This window comes from Chryseobacterium piscicola (assembly GCF_900156685.1).
GTDB classification, from domain to species: Bacteria; Bacteroidota; Bacteroidia; order Flavobacteriales; family Weeksellaceae; genus Chryseobacterium; species Chryseobacterium piscicola.
The window spans coordinates 160,509-173,889 of record NZ_FTOJ01000008.1 but is presented as its reverse complement, the minus strand read 5'-3'; the positions used below and the strand labels follow the sequence as shown (position 1 = coordinate 173,889).

At 33.1% G+C, this 13,381-nt stretch carries 16 protein-coding genes; 15 read left to right on the top strand and 1 reads right to left on the bottom strand.

Translation table 11 applies throughout. The features are described from left to right. Window positions 1-66: 66 nt before the first annotated feature. From BW939_RS12670 to BW939_RS12615, 14 genes are all read left to right on the top strand, one after another. Window positions 67-504, top strand: coding sequence for a DUF6526 family protein (locus BW939_RS12670; protein ID WP_076452376.1), 438 nt, complete (start codon window positions 67-69; stop codon window positions 502-504). 44 nt (window positions 505-548) lie between these two features. Continuing rightward, window positions 549-716, top strand: a complete 168-nt coding sequence (locus tag BW939_RS12665) for a phosphatidate cytidylyltransferase (RefSeq protein ID WP_076452375.1) — start codon at window positions 549-551, stop codon at window positions 714-716. A gap of 10 nt (window positions 717-726) precedes the next feature. Next, a complete protein-coding gene (locus BW939_RS12660; RefSeq protein WP_076452374.1) occupies window positions 727-1,833 on the top strand; it encodes a DNA topoisomerase IB in 1,107 nt (368 codons plus the stop codon). Between the two features lie 13 nt (window positions 1,834-1,846). After that, entirely contained in the window at window positions 1,847-1,966 is a 120-nt protein-coding gene (locus BW939_RS16195) for a hypothetical protein (RefSeq protein WP_394333839.1), read from the top strand. Window positions 1,967-2,095: 129 nt separating this feature from the next. Then, complete coding sequence (pruA, locus tag BW939_RS12655) at window positions 2,096-3,721, top strand: L-glutamate gamma-semialdehyde dehydrogenase (protein WP_076452373.1); 1,626 nt, start codon at window positions 2,096-2,098, stop codon at window positions 3,719-3,721. Between the two features lie 409 nt (window positions 3,722-4,130). Next, window positions 4,131-4,385, top strand: coding sequence for a hypothetical protein (locus BW939_RS12650; protein ID WP_076452372.1), 255 nt, complete (start codon window positions 4,131-4,133; stop codon window positions 4,383-4,385). 60 nt (window positions 4,386-4,445) lie between these two features. After that, window positions 4,446-5,237, top strand: a complete 792-nt coding sequence (locus tag BW939_RS12645; RefSeq protein WP_076452371.1) for a patatin-like phospholipase family protein — start codon at window positions 4,446-4,448, stop codon at window positions 5,235-5,237. Next, window positions 5,234-5,389, top strand: coding sequence for a hypothetical protein (locus BW939_RS15870; RefSeq protein ID WP_159439273.1), 156 nt, complete (start codon window positions 5,234-5,236; stop codon window positions 5,387-5,389). Before BW939_RS12645 ends, BW939_RS15870 begins: the two co-directional genes overlap by 4 nt. Window positions 5,390-5,617: 228 nt before the next feature. Then, complete coding sequence (mutY, locus tag BW939_RS12640; protein WP_076452370.1) at window positions 5,618-6,652, top strand: A/G-specific adenine glycosylase; 1,035 nt, start codon at window positions 5,618-5,620, stop codon at window positions 6,650-6,652. Window positions 6,653-6,696: 44 nt separating this feature from the next. Beyond that, window positions 6,697-7,254, top strand: a complete 558-nt coding sequence (gldD, locus tag BW939_RS12635; RefSeq protein ID WP_076452369.1) for a gliding motility lipoprotein GldD — start codon at window positions 6,697-6,699, stop codon at window positions 7,252-7,254. 29 nt (window positions 7,255-7,283) lie between these two features. Further along, entirely contained in the window at window positions 7,284-8,207 is a 924-nt protein-coding gene (locus tag BW939_RS12630) for a PfkB family carbohydrate kinase (protein ID WP_076452368.1), read from the top strand. 86 nt (window positions 8,208-8,293) lie between these two features. After that, window positions 8,294-9,658 (top strand): peptidylprolyl isomerase, encoded by a 1,365-nt coding sequence (locus BW939_RS12625; protein WP_076452367.1) that lies wholly within the window; start codon window positions 8,294-8,296, stop codon window positions 9,656-9,658. A gap of 108 nt (window positions 9,659-9,766) precedes the next feature. Next, window positions 9,767-10,711 (top strand): NAD(P)H-dependent flavin oxidoreductase, encoded by a 945-nt coding sequence (locus BW939_RS12620; protein WP_076452366.1) that lies wholly within the window; start codon window positions 9,767-9,769, stop codon window positions 10,709-10,711. A gap of 167 nt (window positions 10,712-10,878) precedes the next feature. Continuing rightward, on the top strand, window positions 10,879-11,628 hold the full coding sequence (locus BW939_RS12615; RefSeq protein ID WP_076452365.1) for an NUDIX hydrolase: 750 nt from the start codon (window positions 10,879-10,881) through the stop codon (window positions 11,626-11,628). Window positions 11,629-11,684: 56 nt separating this feature from the next. Here the strand turns inward: BW939_RS12615 and BW939_RS12610 are convergent, their stop codons facing one another. Further along, complete coding sequence (locus BW939_RS12610; RefSeq protein ID WP_076452364.1) at window positions 11,685-12,890, bottom strand: NAD(P)/FAD-dependent oxidoreductase; 1,206 nt, start codon at window positions 12,888-12,890, stop codon at window positions 11,685-11,687. Between the two features lie 108 nt (window positions 12,891-12,998). Between BW939_RS12610 and BW939_RS12605 the strand changes: the two genes are divergently transcribed. Then, window positions 12,999-13,379: a SpoIIAA family protein gene (locus BW939_RS12605; protein WP_076452363.1), complete on the top strand. Its 381-nt coding sequence runs from the start codon at window positions 12,999-13,001 to the stop codon at window positions 13,377-13,379. The last annotated feature ends 2 nt before the right edge of the window (window positions 13,380-13,381 follow it).

Here is a 13,381-nt window from a genome sequence, read left to right as displayed (position 1 = left end):
TCTGTTTTAAATTACATGATATACCACAAGAAAACGTTTTGGAAAGATTATTGTAATGCTTTATTTATGAAAAAGCAGAATTACCAAAATCATCGAAAATTTTATACTCCCCATCATTTTATTTTTCTCCCTATCGTATTTTTTTTACTAGGATTTGGAATCTATAAAGTTTTTAATGATTGGAAACATCAGCTGATTTGGGTATTATTTTCAATTCTTGTATTTCTGCTTACTTATTTGGCTATTATGGTGCGTCAACATTACGCATTGGTATTGCAAAATCGCTTAGTACAACTGGAATTTAAGCAAAGATATTTTGAGTTGTTCAACAAAAGATCAGATGATGTAGAAGACAAACTGAGTTTCAGCCAGATTGCAGCTTTAAGATTTGCTTATGATGATGAATTCAAAATTCTTCTTGAAAAAGCTTTGAAAGAAAATCTATCAGGAGATAATATTAAAAAGTCAATAAAAAATTGGAAGCCCGACAAACAAAGGGTTTAACAAAAAGAATCTTCAAATATATAAACATCAAAAATTAAATTATTATGAAAAAGCTAAGTTTCTTATGTATGTCTCTCTTTAGTTTAATGCTATTAACGAGTTGTGAAGCTATTGAAACAATCTTCAAAGCCGGAATGTGGTGGGGAATTATAGTTGCTGTAGGTATTATCGGTGTTATTCTATGGTTATTCTCGAAGGGTAAAAACTCATAATTTAATCAATATGGAAAATTCAGATTTAGAAATCATTTCTCATCTAAAACCTTCCAAGATTATCAAAATAATGAAAGATCCGGTGGCTTCTGCGAAGGCCGTAAATCTTATTTACACTTCAGACGCAGAAGATTCTTCAGGTATTATTCGACGTAGGCGCGGGAAAAAATATCATTATTTCAAAGATGGAAAAAAAATAAATGACAAGGCAGAAATCAAGCGGATTAATGCTTTGGTAATCCCTCCAGCTTGGGAAAATGTATGGATTTGTGCTTTAGGCAATGGTCATCTTCAGGCAACAGGATTTGATGCAAAAAAAAGAAAACAGTACCGCTATCATTCGCTTTGGAGTGCTTTGAGAAATCATACGAAGTTTTACAGGATGCTAAAATTCGGATATACTTTGCCTGAAATACGTCTACAGCTTGAAAAAGACCTAGCTTTAAAGAATTTTGAAAAAAAGAAGATGCTGGCACTGATTGTCAGTTTAATGCAACGTACAAACATCCGTATAGGAAATACTATTTATGAAAAACTATATGGTTCTTTTGGATTAACCACTTTAAAGGAGAAGCACGTAAAAGTAGTAGGGCAAAAAATTAATTTCTCATTTAAAGGCAAAAAAGGAGTATTTCATAATGTTAATCTAAAAAGTAAAAGATTGGCAAAACTAATTATGAAATGCAAAGAGATCCCAGGGAAAGAACTTTTTCAATATATTGATGACGTTGGCAAAAGACATTCTGTAGATTCGGGAATGGTAAATGATTATATTAAAGAAATTAGTGGCGAAGATTTTACGGCTAAAGATTTCAGAACTTGGTCTGGAACGGTGAATGCTTTGATTGCTTTCAAAGAAATCGGCTATGCCGAAAACAATTTACAATACAAAAAGAAAGTAAAAGCTGCTCTTGATATTGTTGCAGAACATCTTGGTAATACAAGCACAGTTTGCCGAAAATACTACGTTCATCCTTTAGTCATCAATTTGTATGAAAATAATTCTATCAAAAAATATCTAGATGAGCTCGAAATTATTGAAGAAAATGATGGTAAAGCAGATTTAACTAAAGAAGAAAAACTAGTTCTGAAAATTTTGGAAACAGAGAAGATGTGAGAAAAAAAAGAAATTGGAAATCTTTGAATATATTGAAATCTTGTACAACAAAAAAAGAAGACATAACACACTAAATTACAAAACAATAGACGAATTTGATAGTAAAAAAAACATTTATCTAAATGTAGCTTAACTTACATTGGAAATTTTGTTGGCATCTTCATAATTCAATTTCAAAGAAAAATTCACCATCCACAATCTTTCATCATAAATTTTAAATGTTGTAAATTTGTAAAAAGCAAAAATTAAACAATACAACGATATGTCAAAAGCAATTTCGCAAGTACCATTTGCAGTAAATGAGCCAGTAACTTCTTACGAACCGGGATCAGCAGAAGTAAAATCTCTTCTTGCAACGTACAAAAAAATGTGGGCAGAAAAGATAGAAATACCAATGGTAATCAATGGTAAAGAAGTGAAAACAGGTGATACTGTAAAACTTCAGTCTCCACAAAATCATGCACATGATTTCGGTTTTTATCACAAAGGAACCATGCAGCATGTAGATGACGCCATCACTTCTGCTTTAGCAGCAAAAAAACAATGGAACGAACTTGGATGGGAACACCGTGCGGCAATTTTCTTAAAAGCGGCTGATTTATTGGCAGGTCCTTACAGAGACGTAATCAATGCAGCAACAATGATAGGACAGTCTAAGAATGTTCATCAAACTGAAATTGATGCAGCTTGTGAATTCATCGATTTCTTGAGATTCAATGTAGAATTTATGACAGAAATGTATTCTGAGCAACCGGTCTCTGACGCAGGAATCTGGAACAGAGTAGAATACAGACCATTAGAAGGGTTTTGTTTTGCAGTAACTCCATTCAACTTTACAGCAATTTCAGGAAACTTGCCGACTTGTATGGCAATGCTTGGAAACGTAGTAGTTTGGAAACCTTCAGACAAACAAATCTATTCTGCAAAAGTAATAATGGATGTCTTAATAGAAGCTGGTCTTCCTGCTGGTGTCATTAATATGATTTTTACAGACGGAAAAGAAACCGCTGACAAAGTTTTGGCACACAGAGATTTTGCAGGGCTTCACTTTACCGGTTCTACAAAAGTTTTCCAAGGTATGTGGAAAATGATTGGTGACAATATACATAACTACAGAACATACCCTAGAATTGTGGGAGAAACAGGTGGAAAAGACTTTGTAATCGCTCACCCGTCTGCAAATGTAGAAGCTGTTGCAACTGCTTTGGTAAGAGGTTCTTTCGAATATCAAGGACAAAAATGTTCTGCAGCTTCTAGAGCTTATATTCCTCAGTCTCTTTGGGCAGATGTAAAAAAAGTAATGGAAACACAGATTGCTTCAATAAAAGTAGGTTCTCCGGAAGATCCTTCCAACTTTGTGAATGCGGTAATCGATAAAAACTCTTTCGAAAAATGTAAAGGGTATATTGACAGAGCCAATGCCTCAAGTGTAGCAAATGTTGTAATCGGTGGTAAAACTGATGATTCTAAAGGTTGGTTTGTATACCCAACCGTTATTGAAACTACAGATTCTCAGTACGAAAGTATGGTGGAAGAAATTTTCGGGCCTATCTTATCTGTTTTCGTTTACGAAGATAAAGATTGGGCAGAAACTTTAAAAGTAGTTGATTCTTCTTCGCCTTATTCATTAACGGGTTCAGTATTTTCACAAGATCGTTACGCTGTAAACGAAGCTTTCAAAGCGTTGGAAAATGCATCAGGAAACTTCTATATCAACGATAAACCAACCGGTGCAGTTGTTGGCCAGCAACCTTTCGGAGGTGGCAGAGCTTCAGGAACCAATGATAAAGCTGGTTCTAAAATGAACTTACTAAGATGGACTTCTGTAAGATCTATAAAAGAAACTTTTGTTTCTCCTAAAGATTATAAATATCCTTATTTAGGATAATCTACAAATAATGGGCAAGTAAGTATTGCTTTTTATAAATCATAGCCTCTAAATCGAAATTTAGAGGCTGTTTTATTAAAATATGTTATTTCAAGACTTATTATATCTAATTAATAGTTAATAAATTGTTTCATTATTTTTTTTAATTAAAATCACATTTCATAATAATCCTTAAATAAGAGAAGATACAGTTGCTCACAACCGGGTCACAATCTTATTTAAACAAAATCATTAACTATAGAAAACTAGAATTTATATAAAATAAATCCTAAAAATCATTTTGGGAATTTTCATTTTCAGCATTTTCCCAAGATTACACCCTATTAATAGATGTATTAAAATTGTTTTTTTTAATAATTACTTTAATAAAATGTTTATATTTGGATAATTAACCACACAATTATTTATTATGAGAAACACACTATTTGGGGCATTACTTGTGCTTTTTTGTGCTACAAGCTGCGCCGATAAAAAAGAAAATCGAGAAGAATTTAAAGAAGAACACAACAAAGATGCTACTAAAAACACTATAGGAGACAACGCTGTTGCCAATTCTGAATCTGTAGATCCGGCTGATTCTTCTACATCTAAAATCGACACTACAAAAAAACCTACCAATTATAAAAATCTTCCGCCCAATACTCAAGGTGGTGGTAATCGCTAGATTTCGTCTAAATTAATACTAAAATAGCCGTCTTAACTCAAGTATTGATAATTGTAAATCATGGTTTCAGAAAAAATAGGATTGGTACTTTCTGGTGGAGGCACCAAAGGTATTGCTCATGCAGGGGTTTTAAAGTTTTTAGAAGAAAAAAACATCAATATTGATATTTTATCTTGTTGCAGCGCTGGGTCAATCGTTGGATGCCTTCACGCAATAGGAAAAACTCCAGAAGAAATTTTGGATTTTTTCAATTCTATCTATTTTTTCAACTGGAAACATTTCACATTCAATCAGCCAGGATTGGTATCTTCTGTAATTTTTAGAAATTATCTCAAACCTATTTTTGGAGATTTAAAAATAAAAAATTTAGATAAAAACGTGAAAATTGTCGCAACCGAATTAGTTTCGGGAACGCAGAAAATTTTTGATTCTGAATTTGAAATTGTAGATGCAATTATTGCTTCCTGCTCTATTCCAGGAATCACGACTCCTTATATCATTAAAGAAGAAATGTTTTGCGATGGAGGTGTATTAAATAATTTTCCGGCTGATATCATCCGCGAAGAATGCGATAAACTAATTGGCGTATTTGTTTCACCTCCTCACAACATAGATATCAACGACTTAAAATCTATAAAAGCTATTGTATCACGCTCTTACGACCTTTTATCTTACCGTGTAGAAAAAATAAAATTCGATTACTGCGATTGGCTCATCAGTTCCCAAAAATTTTCAAGCTATGGAACTTTCGAGCGTAAAAAAAACAAAATTGACGAACTTTTTCAAATTGGTTATCAAGCAGCAAAGGAGAGCTATGACGAAAGTCTGTTTATTAAAAAACATCCTTTATGATATTTTTTTTAATGAATCTCTTTTTAAAGATAGATAATGCAATTGTAGATCAAGTTTCAGATGTAGGCAATCTCGTATTTATTGATGAGGAATTTAATCAATATTATGATTACTTCAGTCTAAGAGACAACTACTCTATTCTTGGTTATTAAGGGAAAAATAAAATCATTGAAAAAAAAAACTTTCAGGTCTCAGATGGCAAAATGACAGATACCAAAGGCGACAACAGAAATGAGTAAGATGCAGATATATTCAAAAATTAATTTATTTTTATAAAATTACAAAAACCAACTGCTATTTTGTGACCACCTGCTTCTATTAAAAGCAAACCTATACTTTACAATTAAGTATATTTGCACTTTATAATAGAGATTCTTTACTTGAAACCAACAAACAACTCCACAAACCTTCTTCATATCGGAAATAAAATCCAGAATTGGTACACCAAAAATGCCAGAGATTTACCTTTTCGAAACACAAAAGATCCTTTCAAAATCTGGATTTGCGAAATTATCTTTCAACAAACCAGAATTGCGCAAGGTTTAGGGCATTACAACAGATTTATAGACAGATTTCCAAACGTTGAAACATTAGCTGATGCTGATGAAAACGAGGTAATCCTTCATTGGAAGGGTTTGGGATATTATTCAAGAGCAATTAATATTCATAAGGCTTCTAAACAGATTATGTCTGACTTTTCAGGAAAATTTCCGTCAGATTATGATGATATTTTAACATTAAAAGGGGTTGGGAAATATACTGCGGCAGCCATTTCTAGTATTTGTTTTGGTGAAAAAAGACCTGCTGTAGACGGAAACTTCTACCGAGTTTTGAGCAGAATATTTGCTGATAATTTTGATATCTCTAAAACCAACGCATTCAATTATTTTTCAGAATTGGCTTTTTTAATCATGTCTGAAAATATGGGAGATTTCAATCAGGCAATGATGGATTTAGGCTCAGAAATCTGCAAACCAAAAAATCCAAACTGTGGCGATTGCCCTGTAAGAGAAGACTGCATCGCCAACTCAATTGGTAAAGTTTCGGAATTTCCGGTAAAAACAAAAAAAGTAAAAATTGAAAATCTTTCTATTAAATATTACTTTGTACATAGAAACGGACAATTTATAATTCAACAACGCGGCGAAGATTTTATATGGAAAAAATTATATGAATTTTTACCCGAAATTTCACCCGAACTAGTTCCTTTTATTAAGAATATAAAAACCATAAATCATAAGCTAACGCATAAAAATTTAAATATCGAAATTGTTGATACAGAAATCATTTCAGAATCTTGTTGGAATGATTTAATAAAAGATAAAAAAATCATAATTTCAAACTTTGAAGATTCTCAAAAGCGTTCATTTCCTAAACCATTAGAAAATTATATTCAAAACGCATTGAAAGACTGAAATTTGTCTCCCAAAATCTAAAATCTAATTTGTATTTTTGCAAAATGATTAAAAAAGTCAGTTTAGTTTTTGCATCTGTTGTGCTGCTTTCTTGTGGAAAGGAGGCTACACCTAAACCTTTTGGTGAATTAAGATTAGAATATCCTGCGCCAAAATACCAAAAGATGGATAAAAACTGTAATTACAGCTTTGAATACTCAAATTTTGCCAATATTAGTGATGCCAAAAGGCCTTGCTGGTATTATCTTAATTATCCGAAAATGAAAGCAAAGGTTTTCATTTCATACTATCCAATAAACAATAATTTTGCAGACCAAGTTGCTGAAGCCGAAAAAATGGTTTACAGACATACCGTGAAGGCAAGCTCTATTGATACAAAAGCCTTTCAATACCCGGAAAGAAAAGTTTATGGAAACTTTTATGAGCTCAAGGGCCAAACTGCTGCCAACATTCAGTTTTATGCTACCGATAGTACAAAACATTTTGTAACAGCCTATCTATATTTCAACTCAAGACCAAAGCCAGATTCTCTAGCACCTGCAGTAGATTACATCAAAAAAGATTTAGTGCATATTCTTGATACTTTTGAATGGAAAAATTAATAAATTATAAAAAATAACACATAAAATATATGAAACTTTTAGTAGTAGGAAGTGTAGCATTTGATGCAATTGAAACACCATTTGGTAAAACAGATAAAATCTTAGGAGGAGCAGCTACATACATAGCAATCACATCGTCTACTTTAGGCGTAAAATCAGGGATTGTGTCTGTTGTAGGTGGAGATTTCCCTCAGGAATATCTTGATATGTTTACCAATAGAGATGTAAATATCGAAGGAATAGAAATTGTAAAAGACGGGAAAACTTTCTTTTGGTCTGGTAAATACCACAATGATTTAAATACCAGAGATACTTTGGCCACTGAAGTGAATGTTTTAGAAAACTTTGACCCAAAAATTCCAGATTCTATGCAGGATGCAGAAGTTTTACTATTAGGAAACCTTCACCCTGGTGTTCAGCTTTCAGTTTTAGAAAAAATGAATAACCGCCCAAAATTAACAATTCTTGACACGATGAATTTTTGGATGGATTCTGCAATGGACACTCTAAAATTGATGATTGCAAAAACAGATGTTATCAGCATTAATGACGAAGAGGCAAGACAACTTTCAGGAGAATATTCTTTGGTAAAAGCTGCTAAAAAAATCCACGAAATGGGGCCTTCATACGTCATCATCAAAAAAGGTGAGCACGGCGCACTTTTATTCGGTGAAAACAAAATCTTTGCTGTCCCTGCACTACCTTTGGAAGAAGTTTTTGATCCAACTGGAGCTGGGGATACTTTTGCAGGTGGTTTTGCTGCTTATTTGGCTAAAAAAGGAAAATTTGATTTTGAAACGATGAAATCTGGGCTAATTGTTGGCTCTGCAATGGCATCTTTCACTGTAGAAAAATTCGGAACAGAAAGAATAAAAGAAGTTCAAGAAGCAGACGTTTATTTAAGAATAAAACAATTCCAAGATTTGACTACTTTCGAGGTAGACCTTAATTAATCATTTGTTTTAAGAAATATTTATAATAAAAAATTTAGACTGATTCATTAAGAATTCTAAATTTGCAACTCGTTTAATATAAAAAAATGATAGATAAATTAAAAATTGCTTTTCTTTTTGGTGTTTTCATGATGTTTTTCTCTATAAACACCTCAGCTCAGCTTAAGAAAGGACAATTGATAGATGGGATTGCTGCGGTGATTGGAGATGAAATTATTTTGGAGTCTGATGTAGAAGAGCAACTGAACTACGCAAAGCAGCAAGGAGCAGGAGAAACCAACAAATGTGAGTTTTTAGAAAACCTTCTCAACAATAAGCTTCTTGTAGTACAGGCAAAAAAAGATACCTTGATAGAAAACCGTTCTGCGGCAATAAAAGAGCAGGCAAATGCGAAGTACAATCAATTGGTCTCTCAGTTTCCTGACGAAAAATCTATGCTTGCGGCTTATAAATTTCGTAATCAATACGAAATGAAAAATGCCATCGAAAAGATTGATACAGACCAATATTACGGACAGGCTAAATACCAAAAAATAACCGAAAAAGCAGACGTTACTCCAAATGAAGTAACAGATTTCTATAATCAGTTTAAAGCTCAGCTTCCTCAGATTAAAGATGAAGTATCACTTTCTCAAATTTTTATGTATCCAAAGCTTACAGAAAAACATAAAGAAGAACTTATTGCCAGACTAAAAAAAATAAAAGCAGACATCCAAGGTGGTGAATCTTTTGACAGCCAGGCAAGAATTTATTCTGAAGATAAAGGTTCTGCAGCTACTGGAGGATTAATGAAAAATGTTTTTAAAGGCCAAATGGTAAAACCTTTCGAGGCGGCAGCACTGAATCTTCAAGAAGGCGAAATTTCTGATCCTGTAGAATCTGAATTTGGTTACCACATCATTCAATTGGTAAAAAAATCAGGAAAAGCTTATGACGCTCGTCATATACTCTTGATGGCCACTCCCACAGAAGGTGAGATTGCAACAGCAAAAACGAAATTAGATAGCATCAGAAGTTTAATTCAGCAAGAAAAATTCTCTTTTAGAGAAGCTTCTTTTAAGTTTTCTGATGATAAAAGAACGAAATTCAACGCCGGAGTAATTCCTGGAGCTGATGGATCAAACAAAATTGAAAGAGAAGGCATCCCTGGAACAATCACTTATGAATTGGCTGGTCTGAAAAAAGGAGATATAACTACAGCATTCGATGATAAAGATGAAAGAGACAGAGTGGTGGTGAAAATCGTAAAAATTGAAGATGATATTGCTGCACACCAGATTACTCTGGAAACAGATTATGACAGAATTAAGCAACTTGCACTCAACAGACGCAGAAATGAAATGGTAGAAAAATACGTTAACGAAAAAATACCTACTACATTTGTATCTATTGACGGAAGATATGAATGCAATTTCAAAAGCAACTGGAAGAAAGCTTCTATATCAAAATAAACTTTAAAACCTTCAGAAATGAAGGTTTTTTTTGTGCCTATAAAAATTAGTTTTATTATTTTAGAGGATTATTATTTTTGTAATTATCATTTCATTTAAAAATAAAATATGCCGGAAAATAAAAACAGAATTTCGCAACTTTTCAATATTAAATATCCTATTATTCAGGCCGGAATGATTTGGCATTCAGGGTGGCGACTTGCCTCTGCTGTATCCAACTGCGGTGGTTTAGGAATTATTGGCGCCGGAAGTATGTATCCAGATATTTTGAGGGAAAATATAAAAAAATGTAAGAAAGCTACCGACAAGCCTTTTGGTGTAAACGTTCCGATGCTCTATCCCAATCTGGATGAAATAATCAATATCATTTTGGAAGAAGGTGTGAAAATAGTTTTTACTTCCGCCGGAAATCCTAAAACCTACACAGAAACACTTCAGAAAGAAAACATTACTGTTGCACACGTAGTTTCATCTACCAAATTTGCTGTAAAATGTGAAGATTCTGGTGTAGATGCTATCGTTGCTGAAGGCTTTGAAGCAGGAGGCCACAACGGAAGAGACGAAACCACTACCCTTTGCCTAATTCCCAATGTAAAAAAACACATTTCAAAACCATTAATTGCCGCTGGGGGAATTGCTTTAGGCTCTCAAATGAAAGCAGCAATGATTTTGGGTGCAGACGGGGTACAAATTGGTTCTCGTTTTGCTGCCACACAAGAAGCGAGCGCTCATGAAAACTGGAAAAATAAAATTACAGAACTCAACGAAGGAGATACTCTTCTTACTTTAAAAGAATTGGCGCCTGTTCGTTTGGTTAAAAATAAATTCTTCAATGAATTGGAAGAAATTTATCATCATGGTAGAAACAAAGAAGCTCTTACTGCTTCTTTAGGACGTGCCAGAGCCAAACTCGGAATGTTTGAAGGCAATATGGAAGATGGCGAACTGGAGATTGGGCAAGTTTCTGCACTCATTGATGAAATACTACCTGTAGAAGTTGTTTTCAACACTTTACTGAAAGAATTTAATGATTGCAAAATACCTATTATTTAAGAGCTTTTTATAAATTTCAGCAAAATTATTTCCTCAAAACCTAAAGGGCAAAATTTCATTATCAAATCTTTTTTAAATAGATTCTAAGTATTTCCTAGTATTACTTATCTTAAAAAAAATTTCGATATTAGCGGAAAATAATTTAATCCTATATTTCTCCCAATTAAATGGACTCTAAACAGCAATTTCTAAACAAATCTAATGAGGCAAAAGAAATCTTCCTTTCCCATCTTTCTGCCGATCCCGTCATCTTCGGTTTTGAAAACAATGAATTGAAAGTACTTCTTGTAAAAATGAATTACAGAGACAAATGGCTTCTCCCTGGCGGTTACATTAGAAAAGATGAAGACCTTGACGATGCTGTTCAAAGAATTATAAAAGAAAGAACAGGTCTCTCTGATGTTTATTTGCAAGAATTTGGAGTTTTTGGTAAGAAAGCACGAAGTGAGGATTATTTCGAAGATTTTGATGAAACTTTATTTCAAAAACAACGTTTTATTTCTATTGGTTATCTCGCTCTCTACAACCCTAGCAACAGTAATTTAGTAAAAGATGAGCTGAGCCAGTCTTGTGAATGGGTTTTTCTGAGGCAACTCAACGATTTTGATATGGGGATGGATCACAGAGAAATTATTGAAAAAGCACTTCTTGCTCTGAGAGAGAAAATTGCAATAAGACCTATTGGCTACAATCTACTTCCAGAAAAATTTACTCTTTCTGAAATTCAAAAATTATATGAAACGATTTTAGGAAAAGAATTAAACAGAGGGAATTTTTATAGGAAAATTAAAAATCTTGGAATTTTGAAAAAACTTGATGAACAAAGACGCGGCGGCGCTCATAAATCACCTGACCTTTATACATTTGATGAAGAAAATTATCAAAAAGCCTTAAAAAACGGACTTACCAATTGGTAACTTACACAAATAAATCGGGCTTACCTTTGCATTGGTGAGCCCGAAACTTTCTATTACTATCTCCCGAATTTAAAATATTCTGAAAGGGGATGTTTTTTATTTTTCATATAGGCTGAAGCCATTTCCATTCCTGTTACCGAAAATGTAATTCCATTTCCTCCAAAACCACAAACAAAATAAGAATTTTTGAAATTCTTGTGTTCACCAATGTATGGCAGTCCGTCTTTTGTTTCTCCAAAAGTACCTGCCCATACAAAATCTGTGTAGAAATGCTCTTCAGGCTTTATTCTTTTCAAATTTCTAAGAATTTCCTTTTCTTTTTTACCCAACAAAGCATCTCTTTTTTCAGCATTGTAAAACTCTTCATCACCACCACCAATCAAAAGCCTGCCATCATCTGTAATTCTCATATAAAGATAAGGTTCATCCGTATTCCAGATGAGAGTATTTTCTATATTTTTAAATTTTTCTGAATTGACTTCTGATACAATTGCAAAAGTACATTTCAAGTCTACAAAATTTTCCTTAATAAGTTCTTTCGCCTCATAACCAACGCAATAGATAATCTTTTTTGCTTTAATTGAAAATCCACTTGTGGTAAGAGCTAGATTATAATTTTTAAGATATTTTACAGATTTTAATTCGGTTTTATCAAAAACTTCAAGTCCCTTTTTTTCATTATATCTTAATAACTCATGAGAAAATTTAAAGGCATCAATACTTCCACCAGATTTAGATAATATCCCTCCATAAGAATTTACAATTTCAAATTGTTTTTCTATTTCTTTTGCTGATAGCCATTCTACCTCAAAACCCGCTTTTCTTCTAGCCTCATATTCTGTCTCCAGCCAATCTGTATCTTTTTTTCTTGCGGAGAAAAATAAAGACTGTTTTTTTCTGAATCCAGACCTTGATTTTATTTCTTTTACAAGATTGCCGAGATCATTTATTGATTTTTCACAAGCTTTATACGCCTGTATTGCAGGTTTTTCGCCTATCATTTCTGAAAGCTCATATAGCGGAACATCAATTTCGTATTGCAACATTGAAGTAGTTGCAGAGGTACTTCCGTTACAGATTTCTCTTTTGTCAATCAAAATAGTTTTATAACCTTCTTTTACCATTTGATGGGCAATGAGATTTCCTGTAATACCACCACCAACAATAAGCACATCACAATCTTTATCTTCTTTGAGTGAAGGATAAGAGGAGATAAGACCATTTTTAATTAACCAAAAAGGCTCATTAGATTTTAGATCCATAGTTTATTTTTTGATAAGTGTTTATCAACAATTGAGCCTTTCTTAGTAGAAATTTAAATGGTTTGATTATTGTTTAAACACATTTACCAAAACATTAAATTAAAAATAATGATATCACTTATTTTAGACGCACCAGAAAACGTAGCTGCTTTTCAAGCAATGGGAGAAATTACTAAAGAAGATTTTGATCTTGTAGTCACCCCAGAAGTAAAGAAAAAAATAGAGAAATTTAGCGAGTTGAATTATCTCATGCTATTAGACACAGACATAAATCATTTTACAGCAGGCGCTTGGTTTGAAGATGTACTTTTAGGTTTAAAAAACCTTACACAATGGAACAGAGCAGCCATCGTCACTGATAGTAATGGAATTCAAAACTTTACAGAAATTTTCAGCGGCTTAATGCCAGGAGAGTTTAAAGCGTTTCCAAAAGAAAATCTTTACAATGCCCTTTACTGGTGCCACAACGGAAATGAAGTTGACAAATAGAA